We start from the raw sequence: 18,704 nt of genomic DNA, 5'->3' as shown, positions 1-18,704 counted from the left end.
TTAATTAAAATAATAAGGGCGGAGCACTTTCAAGTGCTCCGCCCTTTTCTTTACAGGCTCTCCCCATATGCCGTCAGCTATAAGTAGAACCCGTAAAAATCAGTCTACCGCCAAGCTGTACAATCAGAGACTAGACTATTTCCCAGCTGTGGGTCATCTCTACACCAGCACCCAGCATTAAGCATACTGAACAGTATTTTTCTAATGAATCCGCACAGACCTTAGCAACCAACTCAGGATCAAGATTTTCACCCGACACTTCAAAGTGAATGTTAATCACAGTAAAGATTTTTGGCGCCGTTTCACGACGTGTCGTTTCAAGTTTTGCATTGCAACCCGTGATGTGCTGACCTGCAGATTTCAAGCCATCAACCACATCAACAGAGCTACAACCGCCAGCAGCCATTAACACCATTTCCATAGGGCTTGGCGCGGTAGCACCGCCACTGCCGTCCATAACGACAGAGTGACCTGATTGGGATTGACCTAGGAATTTAAAGCCTTCGACCCATTTAACTTCTGCTTGCATGCTGTTCCTTAGATGTACGGAAACCGCCATCATTATCTATTCTATCAATAATGGATACACTACTACTGGCAGCATTTATGAGCAAGATTTTCTGTTTGAGATATTTATTTCATGAATTGTGTAATTTTTTACATCTAAACCCTGTCTCTATTCGTACATTCAAAATCGAATGAGAAAAACGTCAAGATGAGGTATCTATGAATAAATTATCTAAAATATTGGTATCACTCGTGGTTGCACTACCACTGACTTCGTTGTTTATAAGCCATGCTGGCACTGCCAATACAATGGATAAAGCGATGGATTCAGGTAAAAGTGAAATCGCGACACTGGCCGGTGGTTGTTTTTGGTGTACAGAATCCGACCTAGAAAAGCTGACTGGTGTCACCGACGTTATCTCTGGTTATTCCGGTGGTGAATTAGAAAACCCAACCTACAAACAAGTCTCATCAGGCAAGTCTGGACACATCGAAGTGATCAGCGTGACTTACAATCCAGATGTAGTGAGCTATGAGCAAGTGCTTGACCAATTCTTCCGACACATCGACCCAACCGATGACAAAGGCTCATTCGTAGATAGAGGTCCTCAATATCGACCTGCTATTTTCTATCATAACCAACAGCAAAAAGACATTGCTCAGAACTTCATGATGGAGATCGACAAAGCTCAGATCTTTGGTGAGCCACTAAAAACAGAGCTGATTAAGTTTGAAAAATTCTGGCCAGCAGAAGAATACCATCAAGATTATTACAAGAAGAGCAAAGTTCGTTACAACTACTACCGCTACGCTTCTGGTCGTGATCAGTACCTAGATAAAATCTTCGGTGATGATAGAAAAGAAAATCCGAAAACGATCCGCCAAATCATCGATGGCAAAAATGCGACAGCTAATACTAAAACATACACCAAACCATCTGATAAAGAGATCAAAGCCAAGCTAACAACACTTCAGTACGAAGTGACACAAGACGATGCAACAGAGCGTCCTTTTGATAACAAATACTGGGATAACAAACAGGAAGGTATTTACGTCGACATCGTGACAGGTGAACCTTTGTTCTCTTCAAAAGACAAATACAAATCAGGTACTGGTTGGCCGAGCTTTACCCAACCAATCAGCGAGGCTTATGTGGTAACCACCACTGACTACAAGCTGCTTTACCCAAGAACAGAAGTTCGTAGCCGTTTTGGTGATTCCCATCTAGGACATGTATTTAAAGATGGTCCAAAACCAACAGGGTTACGCTACTGCATGAACTCAGCCGCAATGCGCTTTATCCCTGCAGATAAATTAGCCGAGGAAGGCTACGAAGAATACGTAGAGATGTTCGAGGGCTAAGTGCTCAAAAAGTTATTCTAAACATCTAATAATGAAGCCAGCATATCGCTGGCTTTGCTCTATAAAGGTAGAGAACAAAAGTGATTTCTGCTAATTTCTAACTCACTATTTCTGCGGCAGTACACACAATGAATGAATTCATAACCCAAGTACAAACCTACATTAACCAGAGCCATAGTGATTGGGCAAACAGCGTCCTATTCATCACTATTGCGAGCTTTTTCGCGTGGGTCGCTTGGCGAATTATCCATAATCGCTTAGAAATTCTGGTTCAGAAAACCCCATTCCACTGGGATGACCTACTGCTAGAGGCGCTAAAAACACCTGTCAGTACATTACTCTGGTGTTGGCCTGCAACTGTCTCTGTGGGGTTAATCCTTCAAGACCAGTTTGGTAATGAAATTAATTGGTTAAAAACACTTAAGCACATATTAATTATCTGTACCTTCGTTTGGTTTACCTTGCGAATGATCACCAACACTGAAGCGTACGTCTTAGAACAAAAAACCAGAGACGAAACCACAGTGCAAGCTATCGCGAAAGTCGCTCGCTTGTTCTTTATGGTGATGGGCGGTCTGACCATCATGCAGGCGTTTGGGCTTAGTCTTTCCGGCTTACTGACCTTCGGTGGTGTTGGTGGTTTGATCGTCGGTTTGGCAGCAAAGGATCTACTGTCGAATTTCTTTGGCGGCATGATGATTTACTTCGACCGTCCTTTTAAAGTCGGTGATTGGATACGATCTCCTGATCGCCAAATCGAAGGTACTGTCGAGCGTATTGGCTGGCGTATGACCATCATTCGCACTTTTGATAAGCGACCTTTATACGTGCCAAATTCTGTATTCAGCAACATTGTGGTGGAGAACCCATCAAGAATGCTGAATCGAAGAATCAATGAAACCTTCGGGCTTCGTTATCAAGATGCAGACAAGCTCGCTCTGATTGTGGATGACGTAAAAACCATGCTTGAAACTCACCCAGATATTGATGCAAAACAGACGCTGATCGTTAACTTTGATAAGTTTGGTCCATCAACCCTTAATTTCTTTATCTACACCTTCACCAAAACGGTTAACTGGGTGAGATACCACAAAGTTAAGCAAGATGTCCTGCTGCAGGTGTTGGCGATTATTCATAAACACAATGCTGATATCGCCTTCCCAACACAAACGCTCAAGATCGATCCTCAAGATTTTGGCGAAGCTCAGGACATGGCCACTTCTAATCCAGAAGGTCATCGATAAGTATGGCTATGTTGCTTATCGTTTATAGCTTGTCGTTAAGTCGATGGGTTATCGATAAGTAAGTCGGTTATTGCTAAGTAAACTGGTTATCGATAAAGAAACAGAGTGAAGCGTGGTAACATGGCGCCAGTATTCAAATACACCTAATTACCACTCTATGATTTTACCTGTGATCCTAGCTGGCGGCTCCGGAAGTCGCCTCTGGCCTCTGTCTCGCGAACTTTATCCTAAGCAATTTCTCAATATTGCTGGCAAACAGTCGATGCTTCAGCAAACACTTCAACGCCTGCAAGGGCTTGAGAAGCACTTAACAGATAGTACCTGCGATGCCCCACTCATCATCTGTAATGAAGAACACCGCTTTATTGCTGCAGAACAAGTTCGCGCCGCTAAAATCCAACACAGTGGAATCCTATTAGAGCCTGTAGGTAGAAATACAGCCCCAGCTATTGCGCTTGCTGCCCTGCAGGCTCTAAGTAAATCAGTAGATAAGAAACCAAACGAATATGACCCTGTCTTATTAGTGTTGGCGGCCGATCATCACATCGCTAAAACCTCTGAATTTCAACAAACAATTAGCCGTGGTATTGATTACGCAAAACAAGGCAAACTGGTGACATTCGGTATAACCCCAAGTGCTCCAGAGACCGGCTATGGTTATATCAAACAAGGCCCATCACTTGCCTCTAGCCTGCAAATAGAAGCCAACGCTACCGAGCAACCAATCCATGACGCCTACACCATAGAGTGCTTCGTAGAAAAGCCCGATAGAGAAACTGCAGAAGCGTACATCCGCTCAGAACAATACTTATGGAACAGTGGCATGTTCATGTTTAAGGCATCTCGCTATATTGCGGAACTCGCCGAACACCACCCAGAGATATTAGCGGCTTGTAAACTTGCTCTTGCGCAGCAAAATACCGACCTAGACTTTATCCGTATAGACGCTGAAGCATTCAAAAGCAGCCCGAGCGATTCCATCGATTATGCTGTGATGGAAAAGACCTCACACGCCGCAGTGATCCCAATGGATGTCGGTTGGAATGACATCGGTTCATGGTCTTCTATCTGGGATGTAAGCGACAAAGATGAGCACAATAACGTCATTGAAGGTGATGTATTAACCGTCGATTCTCAACACAACTACATTCATGCTGAAAATAAGCTGGTCGCGACTGTAGGTGTCGACAATCTGATCATTGTCGAAACCAAAGATGCAATATTAGTTGCCGATAAAGACAAGGTTCAGGGCGTGAAATCGATTGTAAGCCAACTGAATCAAGCCGGCCGAACAGAACACATTCACCACCGAGAAGTCTTTAGGCCTTGGGGTAAATACGATGTGGTCGATCTAGGTAAGCGCGACAAGGTAAAGCGTATCACCGTAAAAGCAGGACATAAGCTTTCACTGCAAATGCATCACCATAGAGCAGAACATTGGGTAGTCGTGGCTGGCACTGCGAAAGTGACCAACAACGATAAAACGTATCTAATCGAAGAAGATCAATCCACTTACATTCCGTTAGGTCATATTCACAGCCTAGAGAACCCTGGCGAGACACCTCTTGAAATGATTGAAGTACAAACCGGCAGTCACTTAAGTGAAGACGACATCATTCGATATCAAGACAGCTATGGGCGAGATGTTCGAAACCAACAAGCTGATTCACCTCACAACAACAAATCGAAATAAATCGGCGACAATCAAATGAAACCAACATTAGATCTTAGCTGCTTCAAGAACAACGACATTCGCGGCATCACTGGTGAGCAAATCAATGAACCGTTTGCCTATCTGCTTGGAAAAGCGTTTGGTGGATATCTTTTGTCACGAAATGCCAAAGATTCAGATGCATCGGCTCAAGTCGTGATTGGTCGTGATAACCGAGAAACGTCCCTTTCATTACAAGAAGCCATAACCAAAGGCTTAATCGAGTCTGGAATAACCGTCGTTGACCTTGGAATGACTGGCACTGAAGAAGTCTACTTTGCGACTCGTCACCTACAAGCGATTGGCGGAATCCAAATTACGGCAAGCCACAACCCAATCAATTACAACGGAATGAAATTAGTAGGTGTAGACGCTAGCCCGATAAGTAAAAACAGTGGGTTAGATGAAATCAAACGACGCATTGCAGAGCTTAATCAAGAGCTGAACTGCTATTTACCGTTCGTTCATGCACAACCAAGTAACTCTAGTAGATCGACCAGTATTCTCGCCCCTTATGTAGACCACCTACTCTCTTATATATCTCCTTCTGAGCTTTCACCTATGAAAATTGTGGTGAACGCAGGGAACGGCGTCGCAGGGCGTATTATTGATGATTTAGAAGCTCGCTTTGTCACGCTCGATATTCCGATCACCTTCATCAAGGTTCACCATACTCCTGATGGAACATTCCCTAATGGCATTCCGAACCCATTGATTAAAGAAAACCAAACCGCCACCAGAGACGCCGTTTTACAAAGCTCGGCCGATCTTGGTATTGCTTGGGATGGAGACTTCGATCGCTGCTTTTTCTTTGACGAGACAGGCAATTACATTGAAGGTTATTACATTGTCGGGTTGCTTGCTGAAGCATTCTTGTTAAAAGAGCCCAACGCCACTGTATTACACGATATGCGCATGACATGGAATACGATTGAAGTCGCCAACACACATGGTGGAAAAGCCATTGGGATTAAAGCGGGACACGCACTGATCAAAGAGAAGATGCGTGAAACGAATGCTGTCTACGGGGGGGAAATGAGCGCACATCATTATTTTCGTGATTTTGGATATTGCGATTCAGGAATGATTCCTTGGCTACTGGTTATTGAACTGATGTCGAAAACCCAACAGTCTCTTAACCAACTGACCAGCGCAAGTATGAATAGGTTCCCCTCGTCCGGAGAGCTTAATCGCAAAGTATCCAACCCAGAGCAAGTCATGGCTTGTGTGTTATTGCACTACCAAGATAATGCCGTTGAGATCGATCACACAGACGGGATCAGCATGAATATGGGCACATGGCGCTTCAACTTAAGAAAGTCTAATACAGAGCCATTAATACGCCTTAATGTAGAAACCAGACGAGATAGAGCTTTGCTATCACTTAAAGTCGACGAGCTACTGTCTTTTCTTATTTAAGAGTCCAAGGCGCTTTCCGTTTAAAACTAAAATCCACAAAAAAGCCCTTACTAGCGATTGCTAATAAGGGCTTTGAATTTTTAGCCGCTTAGCGACTGGCTGTAATAATTAGATTACTTGTTACGACGCGCTTCAACAGCACCTGCAAGTTGGCGAAGTACTGTTTCAGTATCTTCCCAACCAATACATGCATCAGTAACAGATTGGCCGTAAGTTGCAGCTTTACCGTCAACTAAGTCTTGGCGCCCCTCAACTAGGTGAGACTCAATCATCACACCAAAGATAGCTTTGTCACCGCCAGAGATCTGTGCACTTACGTCATCAGAAACGTTCATTTGGCGCTTGAACTGCTTTGAGCTGTTCGCGTGGCTGAAATCAATCATCACCTTCTGTGGAAGACCTGAAGCTTCTAGCTCTTCTTTAATCTTACCAACGTGCTCTGCACTGTAGTTTGGCTCTTTACCACCACGTAGGATGATATGACAATCAGGGTTACCTGCTGTTTCAACGATCGCTGAGTGGCCGTATTTAGTTACCGACAAGAAGTGGTGAGAAGCGCTTGCAGAGCGAATTGCGTCTGTTGCGATCTTGATGTTGCCATCCGTACCATTCTTAAAGCCAACTGGGCAAGATAGGCCTGAAGCCAGTTCACGGTGAACCTGAGATTCTGTCGTACGTGCGCCAATTGCGCCCCAGCTGATTAGATCGGCAACGTATTGCGGCGTGATCATATCTAGGAATTCACTCGCCGTAGGCATTCCCATGTCAGTTAGATCAAGTAGTAACTTACGTCCTAGACGAAGACCGTCATTTAGTTTGAACGTGTCGTTCATGTACGGGTCATTGATTAGGCCTTTCCAGCCAACAGTGGTACGTGGTTTTTCAAAGTAAACACGCATTACGATTTCAAGGTTATCGCCTAGTTCGTCGCGTAGCACTTTCAAACGTTTACCGTACTCAAGCGCAGCTTCTGTATCATGAATAGAACATGGGCCAACAATAACAAGTAAGCGATCATCGCTATCTTCTAAAATATTGTGGATCGCTTTGCGGCTTTCAAAGGTTGTAGAAGAAGCAATTTCTGTCGCTGGAAACTTTTCTAAAACAGCAACAGGTGGTAATAACTCTTTTACTTTGTTAATTCTTACATCATCAGTCTGGAACATTGCTTACTTCTTCCTATTTTCTATCCTTGAGGCTGAATGCACGTTATCTCACGTCACTTTCCATCAGCATTTATCTTCTTGTTCCCTGTAACTTAACGAGTAAAAACCACAGTTTCAATCACTAATTAAAAAAAAACGCAATTTATTTTATGTTTTATATTTAAAACACCCCGTATAACATTATTTACACTTTATCGATTGCGCAATTATCAGGTAAGGTAAGAACACCTAGCTTCAAACTCGGTGATTTCTAGTTCGGGTGGTATATAGAGAATTACACAGGCGAAACAGGAGGAGGTGTGACGACGAAAGAAGCTGAAAATAGCTAACTGGTTGATAGGATTGCTATCGCAACCTTATCTTGACCTCGCTCGCTTTGAGAAAAGCCTCAAAGCGGTGCGCCCTTCAAGTTCAATCGCACAATTTACTTAATAAAGTGGCTTCGGGCTTGTTCAACACTCGGGATTTAGTGTTGGCTGCGCAACACCTTAAGCCTTATTTGTTATGTGACTAGCACCTTTGATAGGCAGATTGAGCGTTTTACACCAACATACTTTCCATACGCACTCGATTCTGAGTAAGAGTTGCGCTCATAGAAACTGACTGCTTTTGAGTTAACTCTACGTGTCGACAGAATAGCTTTTCGATACCCTTTGTTAACTGCGTAGCATTCGAGTTGTTTCAGCAAGTAGGACCCTGCACCAGATTTGTTGGAGTACATTCGCTTTAGTTCACAAACTTCATTTTCATGGTATCGAAACACTCCACATGCTACTGCGACAGTATTTAGATATACCACGATGCATCCATCTTTCGAAGAATCAAAAGTATCAGATGCAAACGAGCTTTCACCAGAGTCACGGGTAATTTGAGCCAGTGATGAGTTCAATTCAGCGACCAACGACTGAAAATCACTGTTACTTGGTTCTACTTTCTTGTGTTCGAATTTCATACCTGTCACATAACGAATGACATGGATTCCCCCTACCGAGGATCTGCCACACTTATGTGGTACTTAATTGCACTGGAGGCACCATGTCTGATTATTCTTATTTCTGCGGTATCGATCTAGCTAAAAACCACTTTAGTCTTCATGACGTAGACCAAAATGGTAAAGTCATACTTCATAAGTCAATAGCCCGATCTAAATTATTGACTACAATAGCAAATATACCTCTCATGCGTATAGGCGTTAAAGCGTGTGGTGGTGCACATTATTGGGCAAGAACGCCTAAGAAACTCGGTTACGACGCATGAATTATGGATACTGGCTTTGCGCGTGTTGAAGTGAGCCGAACCACGTAGCCGAAGGCATCGAAAATAAGGGGAATGGCATTGACGAAAACTGAGGAGATGTGACGACGAAAGAAACGAAAAATAGCTAACTGTTTGATAAGATTGCTATCGCAACCTTATCTTGGCCTCGCTCGCCTTGAGAAAAGCCTCAAAGCGATGTGCCCTTCAAATGCAATAGTACAATTTAATTAATAAAGTCGCTTCGGGCTTGTTGAACACTCGGGATTTAGTGTTGACTGCGTAACACCTTAATCCTTATTGGTTTATTTTTTGTTAGTTGACCGTACCACTACGGTCTAAAACCGGCAACGCGTAATAACGGTGTAATATTATTTTTTGAAAACTACTTTATAGTTATTCCTACCTACTTAGTCAGTAGGAACTCAAGCAAGTTAAATCGAAAGTGAATCAATATATATCAATAGGATTAACATAATGAATACTGCCGAAGCTACAAAAACAATTAAATTGGAATATAACAAAGCAATAAAATTGGAACACGGGAATGTTGCAGAAATGCGTAAAACTAACGAGGGTTCAAATTCTCAAGTCGTCATAAAGAATTTAAGTTCACAGAATACTATTACCATATCTATTACTCTAGGGAAAGACGGAAGTACACAAAAAATAGCACCAAAAGAAGAGCTGTTTTTTCATGATACACCAAGTGACTTTGATGGAAAAGTACTACAAATTTTCAATCAAACATCTAGTCAACATGCTGGAACAGCTGAAATCACTGTCAATGGCGTGAGATAAAATAATGTAGCTGAGAGCAAAGCCTCAACTACATTAAATTTTTCGACTAAACTTCAAAGTTACCTCCAAAAGGTTAATAAGTGCAACTTACGTTCTAATAATGGGCTAAAAATTGTTTGCTAAAATGTTGAGAAACGAAAACAGAAAACTGTTTTTAGTCCTTATTTATTAGCTTGTTATATGCCAGAACTACCAAAAGCGCCACCATGATTTTTTATTTAGAAAGTTAAGAAGTTTAGCGTTGTCGTAACATGGCCACAGAGAGTTTTAATATTTGCAAATTCTTCAGCTTCTCCTTCCTACTCTCCAATTTTATTCTCTAAGTCTTCGCATCCGGAACACCACGCGTCCGGCCTAGGGCTTTCTGGTTGCTCAATTGACCACCAAAAACCTCTAGGGTTTCCATCTTTCAGACTCTCAACAGTGTGCTGCCAGACATAAGTTTGTTGCTGCTTTCCATGCTCACAACATTCAATATACTCGATTTCATCAACCATACTTCAGTGTCATATAACGAATGACATGGATTCGCCCGTCTTGAGAAGTACCTCAAAGCGATGAGCCCTTCAAATGCAATCGTACAATTTACTTAATAAAGTGGCTTCGGGGTTGTTCAACACTTGGGATTTAGTGTTGGCTGCGCAACACCTTAATCTTTATTCGTTATATTCACTCTTACGTCTAAGTGAATAATTTACCGACTGTTTTCATCGGAATAAACATTCTTACACGACCATTGATTTCACAAAGAACCTCGAAACCATATTTTGCGTAGAATGACTCAGCTTGTTCAGTTAAACAATCGACAACAATGGCATAAGCTCTCATGTGAGAGTTAATTTCCCAAAGATATTCAAGAGCTTTGATTAAGCTAACTTTACCTAACCCACTTCCATGAAATTCTTTATGAACTGCCAGTTGAGCTAAAAGGAAAACAGGAATTGGATAGCGTGGTAATTTTTTAGCCATCGCTTGTGGCAACGTATCACGGCTAATTGAACTTGGCGCAATACTATAAAATGAACAAATTGGATATTTTTGATTTGGCAGTGGCACAGAAGCAGGCAAAACCATAGTGCGGCTAATACCTGCTTGCATATGTTTAGCGGCTTGAGTTTGGACAAAATCATTTAACTCTTTTTCACCGCAGTCAAATGATGCTCTATCGTGTTGTGATTTATCCAATTCTTTGAAAGTTTTGGAATAACTCACTTAAACTCACCACTTTTAGTAAATGCAGCAGCTTCAAGTAATGCTTTATTCGGAGCCTTAGCCTCGTCACAAGCAATCATGAATTGATCAAATACATTTGCTTCAACAGTGATACCTTCATGCTCAGAAATTACCTGAGTTGAATCTTCGTCCATTAGACGAACAACGTATTCAGTTAAGCTTTTTAAACCAAGTAAAGCTGAAGCTTTCTCAGCCTTAGCTTTGATTTCTTCATCCAAGCGAATATCAAGTCTTGCAGTAGCCATAAAACCTCCAATCGTACGGAGTAATTCCGTAACTAAATTGAGTATAAGATTTAGACAACCAAAGTACAACTTGTACGGAGCTAATACGTATTTAATTTTTAAGTTTTGTAAATATAACGCCTAACATAAGGTGCACAACGACAAACTGACCAAGCGCACTTCATACTCACAGCCGACAACGAAACTTGCACCCACACCTGCACATTATTGTGGCAGCAGGCCAATACGATGCATCAAGACAAACGTGGCAAAAAGGCAACAAGCATTACCTTTTTAACGCATTTGCTTTGGCCAAAGTATGGCGGGTAAGAATGCTAGAAGCGATTAATCAACACCCAACGTTGTGGCTGCCGAGTGGTATTCCCAAACAATGGGTCGTCGATTATAGGCAGGTTGGTTACGGTCAGTCGCCGCTCAACTATTTGTCGCGGTATCTCTATCGTGGTGTGTTGGAGTGAGCCGACCCACCTAGCCGAAAGGCATTTGATAATAAGGAGAATGGTATTGATGAAACCAAAGGAGATGTGACGACGAAAGAAACGAAAAAAGCTAACTGGTTGATAAGATTGCTATCGCAACCTTATCTTGACCTCGCTCGCCTTGAGAAAAGACTCAAAGCGGTGCGCCCTTCAAATGCAATTGTACAATTTACTTAATAAAGTGGCTTTGGGCTTGTTCAACACTCGGGATTTAGTGTTGGCTACGCAATACATCAATCCTTATTCGTTATATTTTTATTGTATTAAAGTGCCTTCCAAATAAATGAAGTGACATCTCTAGGCATAAAAGTACTTTCATCATGTTGTAAATAATCAAATCCACTATATATTTGAAACTCATCCATTTCATGCTCAAAAATAATACAAAATGGTTCACAATAAGTCGCATCTGCACGTAATGTATCACTGATGAATACGTTATCAGAGTAATCTATATGTTCACTTTTGAATGGGTGAGTTGTACGGAAGTATTTAATTTTATATGACTCAAATAATTTATAATTACTCAAAATAGGTATAGATCTATGTATTCTGCTAGCAATAAAACTCAAATAGTGCGAAAGCTGATACAGCTTTAATAAATAGTTTGATAATTTAGCTTCTATTTCCAAAAATTCATCTTTATTCAAAAAATCATCACCTGCATGCGGTATTTGATAAGACGTTATTTCACGAAGATCTCGTAGAGTTTTTGAAAAACTTTCAAATTCATTTTTATCAAAAATTTTTCTTTTTCCCTGACAATAGTGATTCATAAACATATTAATTGATTGGCTGTGACCTAACCTAGGATCAAATTTTTCCATTGGTGTTAAATAAAGAACCGATTTGACAGCATGTAAAAAAGAATAATATTTAGTAAAAAATACCGAAGCAATACAGTACTGTTTTTCTGTTAGCTTAGACTCTGTGTACATAAGTGAAGAATGAAAAATTTGTCGGAAAGATCTAAAGCTCCTAAAGTGCCAATCCATAGAGTTTTCATTTTTAGAGAAATCAACTTTATTTTTAAAGTACTCAACATTAGCTGAATGGAATTTATTAATACTCTTTGGGGTTTTTAATGTCTCATCCAACAAATTGAAATTCGCGTGATATTCAAAAAACTGATTTAATCGTTCATTCATAAAGAGGTATGCACCTAAAATATAACGCCGCATTAAGCGGACTAAAATTGTGGGTTATACTGTGAAGCGAAGCGGAACGTAACCCACTGTTTTAGTTCCGTTTAAATGCCTTGTTATGCCTGATGATCAGGTATTTCACTCAAAAAATCAGTTCCACCAATATCAAGTTTCATTTGAGTGAAAAGAGTACTTAATTGTCCTCGGTGATGTGTTTGATGATTAAATAAATGACTCACCAATTCACCAAAGTCGCGCTTACTCACCACCCCTTTAGAGTTTGAATACTCAAATAGCATTTTAAAATCATTTTCTTCAACTTCACTTTTAAGCCATTTGCATATTAAAAAATCAACTTTTTTACGTGTTTCAAATAACAATGTGAAATCAGGAATAATAACATCATCTAACCCATTGGGTTTAGGTAGGTCTGATAACGTAGCCAAGGATACGTATCTGTCTGAATGCTTAGAAAATCTAGTTAACCAAATAAGATCACCTACTAAAATATGATTAAGAGTTCCAATTATAGATTTAAAGAATGCTCCTCGATTTTCAGTTCTATCAAAATCATTTAGCTCTTCAACTATTCTGTAAAATTGGTTATTCATGCGCTGATTGTAATCAGACATTAGGGTAAAGTGACTCTGTAAGTTCATAGGATTCCTTTAGGCATAACGCCAAGCTAAGCTGTGAATGCGCGTGTGCCATAATGAAGCGAAGCGAAATCGGCACGCGTTCACGAATCAGACTTAAGCGCCTTGTTATATTTATTGCCCAAAACTAAACGCTTCGCTAAGTTGCGTAACGATGTTGTCATAGCTCAGGGCGTTACTTACTAGCTTTGCAGCAGAATCTTTGGCACCTGTACCTATTACTGAGATAAGTTGTTCACCAAGAGTAACTTTACTGTCAATAGACTTCGGAACTGATTTCATTAAATGCAACCCCTTGAGAGAAAGTGTCAAGGACGCACTATGGTCTATGTGATTCTGTAGTGTTCCGATCACGTATCCGCTATCAATTAGCCAGCGAATTGAATCACAAAAGAATTTTAGGTCTTCCGAAGTTAAGTCCGTAGAATCTCGCCAAATACCATCAACGTACTCGCCTTGGTCTGTACAATCGAAGAAATCATAAACACTTACAGGCTTTCTAACTGGGAATGATTTATATAGCTCGGCAAATACATACGCTACAACACGATCAAACTTTTCTATATTATTTGGCATTCATGCTCCCTTAAAATATAACATTTTAATATCGTGCAAGCACGAATTCATCCAGCCAATATATCAAAAAAGTTGCTTATAACCAACTGAATGCTATGCATTTAATGTAAAAGTAGGTCTAAACATTCAGTGTGTAGACGTACAAGCACATTGACGCCGATGTAAGGCACGTTATCATTCTTAACCACCAATCAATCTTACTATCATTCAACAACTTAACACCAACACCTTTGTTAAATTGGTGCTCATTCAGAGTTAAAAACCACTCTTCTTTAGATCATGATTGATTCAATACGCAATAAACTGTCTGTGTACAGGTCACAGAGGGGAAGCTAAAGCTAGTCGATTCTGACTCGTCATTAATGAACTTGTGAATGACTAAAAGTAATAATAAATTCTGGAGCTTTGAGGGAGGTGTTGGTGGAAATATTAAAGTTACAGCGACTCTGGGTTCATAAACATTCAAAAGGCAAGATTCAGTTTTTTCCTTTTGAATGTTCCTCAGAAAATCACCACTACTCGTCACTTATTTGGATGGGATGTTGATTTATGACTGTGAGATGCGACTAGGGCTAATAGTCATATTTAAGCGGTTGCACCACAGAATCTAAGCCCTCAATCTTGAGAGCCAAGCATAGCTGCATTAAATCGCCCAACTCACCTTGTGGGAAGCCCTTTTTATCAAACCACAGCAAGTATTCTTCAGGTAGGTCAATCAAGGTGCGGCCAGCGTATTTACCAAAAGGCATTTGCATTCTGGCTAGCTTAATTAGGTTCTCTTTCTCTAACATTACAAGCTCTTTCTAGACATCGTCGATGTTCTGTAGAGTATCACCTAAACGTTCAACCCAATAGTTGATCGCATCTTTGGCATCATCTAACGAATCAATCATAGTAGAAAAAGAGGTAAAACTCAGAGCTAGATCCAAAATCAATGATTCTGAACAGTATGTGCATACTCTACGATCACCTGATTACCTTCGATATAAGCATTTTGGATCTCACCATCAACACTCATTCTACTTTTCAGATAAACCACTTTAGGCCCGGATTCATTGTCTTCTTTAAGTGAAGGGAGCACATTCCTTGGATCCAAATGAAGCAAACGACAGAAGTGACTAACGAAAGACATGGTTAATGCTTTCTCCCCTCTTAGCACTCGCGAAAAATCCAACTGGTTCATGCCTAGCTTTTTTGAAAACTCCATCTGCGTAATTCGCATTCGAGATTTTTGTGACATCCACGTTTGGTACAAAGCGTCTCTATCTTGCTCAGTGAATTCCATTACCGGTTCCTTTATATAATTCATGCCAATCAATTGTCCGGCTTTTCATACATGGCATGTCAGGGTTTGGTTAGTGGAAACCAAAGGTTTGGTTTTGATATGACCTTGTATTGAGCTACTCACCGCTATCAGAGCTATCAGAGCTATCAGAGCTATCAGAGCAAATAATGATCCGCCAACAGAGCAACAAACAAGATCATGAGATGATAAATGGAGAACTTGAAGGTCTTCATCGCCATGTTAGGCTCATCACGATACTTAAGTACCCAAGCGTGATAAACAAACCCACCGTTGAGTACCAATGAAGCGCTTAGATATATCCAGCTGCTCATGCCGACCAATACAGGCAATATACACACGATGCTAAGCAACAAGGTATAGAGCAAAATAGAAGTCTTGGTGTATTCGATTCCGTGGGTCACAGGCAGCATGGGGATGTTCACTTTGGCATACTCGTCACGACGATGAATCGCCAACGCCCAGAAGTGCGGAGGCGTCCAAATAAAGATGATCATCACCAATAACCAAGCGTTTGAATGAAGCTCATTGGTAACCGCCGTCCAACCCAATAACGGTGGCATTGCGCCAGCGATTCCTGCAATTACGATGTTCTGCGGCGTCGCTCGCTTTAAGTACATGGTATAAATCACTGCGTAACCCAACAAGCTTGCAAAGGTTAACCAAGCGGTGAGTTGATTGACCCACACCACAAGCGTGACGAAACCAAGTAAGCCAATACCCGCGGCAAAGCTGAACACGCGTACACTACTCAGTTCACCGGATGGTAAAGGGCGTCGATTGGTTCGAGTCATCTGGCCGTCGATCTTTTTATCGATCAAATGGTTAAACGCAGCCGCTGAACCTGCCATCAACCCTATCCCAATCATCCCGAGCAGAGTTTGCTGTAAAGGCAATCCATTCGGTACAGCCAAACACATTCCAACCAATGCCGTCAGCAGCATCAAAGCCACCACTTTCGGCTTGGTCAGTGTTAAATAGACCTTCCAAACGGCTTTGTTTTTTCCAGCTATTTCATTGCTTATAGCAATGTCATTGTTGGCTGTTATCTTATGAGTTAAGGCTGCGTCTTGAGCCACCACTTCATACTGTGTTGACGTTCTACTGACCATGATTACCTCCTTGTAATACACTGTTTTTCACCAAGCTCTTACTCGGTTTGCGTTGCCACACGACAAAATTGGTGACAACCATGCTGATGAGCAACATCGCTGCGACTAGGTTATGCAAAACCGCGACTGAGATTGGTAGGTGAAACCATACATTACTGATCCCAAGGCTTATTTGAGTAAACAATACTAATGCGACAATCACGCTCAGCTTTTGGTGAGGCGCTTGGCCAAATTTCCATAGCTGGTACACGAGCATCAGCACCGTTAACGTCGCCACAATAGCCCCGAACCTGTGCATAACATGAATGGTGAGCCTTGCGGGATATTCCAACACGCCAAACTCATAGTTATCATGGCCGTGTTGAGCAAAATCGAACGCATTTTTGAAGTCGAGATAGCTCATCCAATTACCTTCACATATGGGTAATTGTGTACACACCAGCGCGGCATAGTTCGACGATGTCCAACCACCAAGCAGTATCTGCCCAACCACAATGAGTAGCCCAAACAGCGACCAAGCTTTAAGTGATGAAGTGTACGAGGCCTCACCAAAACGGCTTTGGAATTGAGACAAACGACAGTAGAGCAGACACAACAGTGACAGCAACGTGAAGCCCCCCATTAAATGCGCCATAACCACAACGGGCATCAACTTGAGAGTCACCGTCCACATTCCAAGCAAAGCCTGAAATATCACGGTTGCAGAGATAAGTAACGGAAGACCAGCAGTTGTTATATTCTTTTTAATACACCAAGCAACGACGACAAAGATAAGCAGCCCTAACGTTCCTGCGAAGTAACGATGGATCATCTCTATCCACGCTTTGTCTGCTTCGAGAGCACGTTCTGGAAATTGTAGATTGGCTTGATTCACTGCTTGGGCATCAGAAGGAACGGTTATCTTGCCGTAACACCCTGGCCAATCAGGGCAGCCAAGGCCAGCATCCGACAAACGGGTATAAGCGCCGAGCACGATCACGGTAAGGGTTAATAAAATCGTTAATCTCATCATGTGTATGAGTAAATCAGGGGCTCTATTCTGCATCGTTTATCTCCCTATATTTATTCCCTTTTCGCTAACAACACTCAGCATTAACGCAATCTGCTACAGCTCACCAACTCCACCTTATTAACTCAAGCTCATCAACTTAAGCTGATTAACTACCCAACTCGTGACAGCTTGAGTAGCTTTCTTAAATCATGAATCATGCCTTTAGATTGGCTGACTAGCTGCGAAGGATCAGAAACACTTTTGTATTCCATAACCAATTGCCCGAGTGGGTCAATTATGACAATGGAAGCGGGTGCAAACTCAGTACTTAATTGATTACCACCTGCTAACAAAGATAAATCCGGCTTGTTGAGCGAACCCGACAACGAATTACCTTCTGAGACAAAAACAACGGCAGTCACTCGCTCTTTGTTTTTCCCTAACGCCAAATAGCTTTGATTCAAATAATGGAGTTGTTGTTCGCACAAGCTTTCACACTCTGTAGGAGCGATATAACCCACTAACCACCCTTCTCCAGCCATGGGTACCGTTACTCCGAAATCCGCAAGCGTGGTTCTTGGTTCTACCAATTCGCCTGAGTTAGTGACACCTGAGGTATACCAATTCTGGTCCAACACAGTTTTGGCGATAATGGCTGGCAAAGCGAAAATTAAAACAAGTCCAATTAATACCAAGCGCCCTTTAGTACGACGGCTTCTGAGCTCAGCCATGTTTGCCTCGGTAATTTCCCTGTTCACTTGTGCTTGAGACTTATCCATCGTTGTTCTCCGTGATAGGTGTCGCTTTTAGGTACCGATAGCCAATTAACAACATCAAAAACAAAAGTACCGCAGCCATAACAAACCATTGAAACGAATAACCAAAGTGCTTCTCAGATTTCATCGCCGTTGGACGCCATAACATTTCATAGGGCCATGAATCTAAGCTCTGTGGTTGAAAGACAAAGGGCTGCACTTCTTGCCCGGTGTACTGTGATAACGCTGTTATGTTTAAGTTTTGGATTCTATTCGGTGTCGTATTTTCTAAACCCAACTCATGACTTAGAGGATTCACCGAACGAGTGTACAAACGCTGTAAAGGGACTATTGATATGAACAATCTGTGTTATAGGGTGTTATCGTGTGTTATACGTGGGGATTGTCTCGGAATCCTAGGGATTATCCCGAAATAATTTAGCCTCTAATCCCTTGCTCAATGGGGCTTTAAGGGTGCTAGTGCCAATAGATAGGGTTAAGTTCGCCTTATCTGATTTGGACAAAATCACGCTTTATATTAGCTTTTACTGAAATGAGCATTATCGGGACAAACGGACGAAAAGGACGATTTAAGCCTGCAAAAGTGAGCACGATTACAGAGTTTGTGAAAATGTTTAAACGACATTTAAACCATTGATTTATTGTTTAAAGATAAATTTAAACTCGTCTAGATTTCGATTAAAAAGGTATTTTTCTCACTATTAGAAAAGGACGAAAGATCCTT

General features: G+C 41.5%; 18 protein-coding genes and 4 pseudogenes. 7 read left to right on the top strand and 15 right to left on the bottom strand.

Going from position 1 to position 18,704, the window contains the following annotated elements; genetic code table 11:
• Positions 1-130: 130 nt before the first annotated feature.
• On the bottom strand, positions 131-529 hold the full coding sequence (locus tag AB4407_RS18640) for an OsmC family protein (protein WP_372121592.1): 399 nt from the start codon (positions 527-529) through the stop codon (positions 131-133).
• A gap of 197 nt (positions 530-726) precedes the next feature.
• Between AB4407_RS18640 and msrB the strand changes: the two genes are divergently transcribed.
• The 4 genes from msrB (at position 727) to AB4407_RS18620 (ending at position 6,243) form a co-directional block, all read left to right on the top strand.
• Entirely contained in the window at positions 727-1,869 is a 1,143-nt protein-coding gene (gene msrB, locus AB4407_RS18635) for a peptide-methionine (R)-S-oxide reductase MsrB (protein WP_372121591.1), read from the top strand.
• 128 nt (positions 1,870-1,997) lie between these two features.
• The gene (locus AB4407_RS18630) at positions 1,998-3,113 is read left to right on the top strand and encodes a mechanosensitive ion channel family protein (RefSeq protein WP_372121590.1); all 1,116 of its coding nucleotides are present in this window, start codon (positions 1,998-2,000) and stop codon (positions 3,111-3,113) included.
• A gap of 157 nt (positions 3,114-3,270) precedes the next feature.
• Positions 3,271-4,806: a mannose-1-phosphate guanylyltransferase/mannose-6-phosphate isomerase gene (locus tag AB4407_RS18625; RefSeq protein ID WP_372121610.1), complete on the top strand. Its 1,536-nt coding sequence runs from the start codon at positions 3,271-3,273 to the stop codon at positions 4,804-4,806.
• Positions 4,807-4,821: 15 nt separating this feature from the next.
• Positions 4,822-6,243: a phosphomannomutase CpsG gene (locus AB4407_RS18620; protein ID WP_372121589.1), complete on the top strand. Its 1,422-nt coding sequence runs from the start codon at positions 4,822-4,824 to the stop codon at positions 6,241-6,243.
• Positions 6,244-6,356: 113 nt separating this feature from the next.
• Here the strand turns inward: AB4407_RS18620 and aroG are convergent, their stop codons facing one another.
• Complete coding sequence (gene aroG, locus AB4407_RS18615; protein WP_012600346.1) at positions 6,357-7,409, bottom strand: 3-deoxy-7-phosphoheptulonate synthase AroG; 1,053 nt, start codon at positions 7,407-7,409, stop codon at positions 6,357-6,359.
• Positions 7,410-7,911: 502 nt separating this feature from the next.
• Positions 7,912-8,361 (bottom strand): GNAT family N-acetyltransferase, encoded by a 450-nt coding sequence (locus AB4407_RS18610; RefSeq protein WP_372121587.1) that lies wholly within the window; start codon positions 8,359-8,361, stop codon positions 7,912-7,914.
• 83 nt (positions 8,362-8,444) lie between these two features.
• On the opposite strand from AB4407_RS18610, the pseudogene AB4407_RS18605 reads away from it, so the two are divergent.
• Both AB4407_RS18605 and AB4407_RS18600 read left to right on the top strand, forming a co-directional pair.
• Positions 8,445-8,663: pseudogene (locus AB4407_RS18605) on the top strand (IS110 family transposase); the annotation flags it as partial.
• Positions 8,664-9,140: 477 nt separating this feature from the next.
• Positions 9,141-9,464 (top strand): hypothetical protein, encoded by a 324-nt coding sequence (locus AB4407_RS18600; RefSeq protein ID WP_016786991.1) that lies wholly within the window; start codon positions 9,141-9,143, stop codon positions 9,462-9,464.
• A gap of 681 nt (positions 9,465-10,145) precedes the next feature.
• Here AB4407_RS18600 and AB4407_RS18595 read toward each other — a convergent pair.
• Together AB4407_RS18595 and AB4407_RS18590 are read right to left on the bottom strand one after the other, a co-directional pair.
• Positions 10,146-10,676 carry a GNAT family N-acetyltransferase gene (locus tag AB4407_RS18595; RefSeq protein ID WP_372121586.1) on the bottom strand — a complete coding sequence of 177 codons (531 nt, stop codon included), beginning with the start codon at positions 10,674-10,676 and terminating at the stop codon, positions 10,146-10,148.
• A complete protein-coding gene (locus tag AB4407_RS18590; protein WP_139684390.1) occupies positions 10,673-10,942 on the bottom strand; it encodes a DUF1778 domain-containing protein in 270 nt (89 codons plus the stop codon). The genes AB4407_RS18595 and AB4407_RS18590 overlap by 4 nt, the downstream gene beginning before the upstream one ends.
• Before the next feature lie 152 nt (positions 10,943-11,094).
• Between AB4407_RS18590 and AB4407_RS18585 the strand changes: the two are divergent.
• A pseudogene (locus AB4407_RS18585) lies at positions 11,095-11,394 on the top strand (transposase); the annotation flags it as partial.
• A 290-nt stretch (positions 11,395-11,684) separates the two neighbouring features.
• On the opposite strand, the gene AB4407_RS18580 reads toward AB4407_RS18585, so the two are convergent.
• From AB4407_RS18580 to AB4407_RS18535, 10 genes and pseudogenes are all read right to left on the bottom strand, one after another.
• Positions 11,685-12,569 carry a hypothetical protein gene (locus AB4407_RS18580; RefSeq protein WP_372121585.1) on the bottom strand — a complete coding sequence of 295 codons (885 nt, stop codon included), beginning with the start codon at positions 12,567-12,569 and terminating at the stop codon, positions 11,685-11,687.
• Between the two features lie 113 nt (positions 12,570-12,682).
• Complete coding sequence (locus tag AB4407_RS18575; protein ID WP_372121584.1) at positions 12,683-13,225, bottom strand: DinB family protein; 543 nt, start codon at positions 13,223-13,225, stop codon at positions 12,683-12,685.
• Between the two features lie 111 nt (positions 13,226-13,336).
• Complete coding sequence (locus AB4407_RS18570; RefSeq protein ID WP_372121583.1) at positions 13,337-13,798, bottom strand: hypothetical protein; 462 nt, start codon at positions 13,796-13,798, stop codon at positions 13,337-13,339.
• A gap of 572 nt (positions 13,799-14,370) precedes the next feature.
• Positions 14,371-14,589 carry a DUF3820 family protein gene (locus AB4407_RS18565; protein WP_009845653.1) on the bottom strand — a complete coding sequence of 73 codons (219 nt, stop codon included), beginning with the start codon at positions 14,587-14,589 and terminating at the stop codon, positions 14,371-14,373.
• A 12-nt stretch (positions 14,590-14,601) separates the two neighbouring features.
• Positions 14,602-14,700: pseudogene (locus AB4407_RS18560) on the bottom strand (DUF3313 domain-containing protein); the annotation flags it as partial.
• Positions 14,701-14,729: 29 nt separating this feature from the next.
• On the bottom strand, positions 14,730-15,083 hold the full coding sequence (locus AB4407_RS18555; RefSeq protein WP_135383695.1) for an XRE family transcriptional regulator: 354 nt from the start codon (positions 15,081-15,083) through the stop codon (positions 14,730-14,732).
• 155 nt (positions 15,084-15,238) lie between these two features.
• Entirely contained in the window at positions 15,239-16,213 is a 975-nt protein-coding gene (gene cyoE, locus AB4407_RS18550) for a heme o synthase (RefSeq protein ID WP_372121582.1), read from the bottom strand.
• Entirely contained in the window at positions 16,203-17,258 is a 1,056-nt protein-coding gene (locus AB4407_RS18545) for a heme A synthase (RefSeq protein WP_372121581.1), read from the bottom strand. The genes cyoE and AB4407_RS18545 overlap by 11 nt, the downstream gene beginning before the upstream one ends.
• A 116-nt stretch (positions 17,259-17,374) precedes the next feature.
• Complete coding sequence (locus tag AB4407_RS18540) at positions 17,375-17,983, bottom strand: hypothetical protein (protein ID WP_372121580.1); 609 nt, start codon at positions 17,981-17,983, stop codon at positions 17,375-17,377.
• Positions 17,976-18,296 (bottom strand): annotated as a pseudogene (locus AB4407_RS18535) (SURF1 family cytochrome oxidase biogenesis protein); the annotation flags it as partial. The pseudogene AB4407_RS18535 and the gene AB4407_RS18540, both read right to left, overlap by 8 nt.
• Positions 18,297-18,704 lie beyond the last annotated feature (408 nt).

Origin of the sequence: Vibrio sp. 10N.261.46.E11, assembly GCF_041472735.1 — a bacterium.
Lineage (GTDB): Bacteria > Pseudomonadota > Gammaproteobacteria > Enterobacterales > Vibrionaceae > Vibrio.
This window is presented reverse-complemented; position numbering and strand designations above follow the sequence as displayed.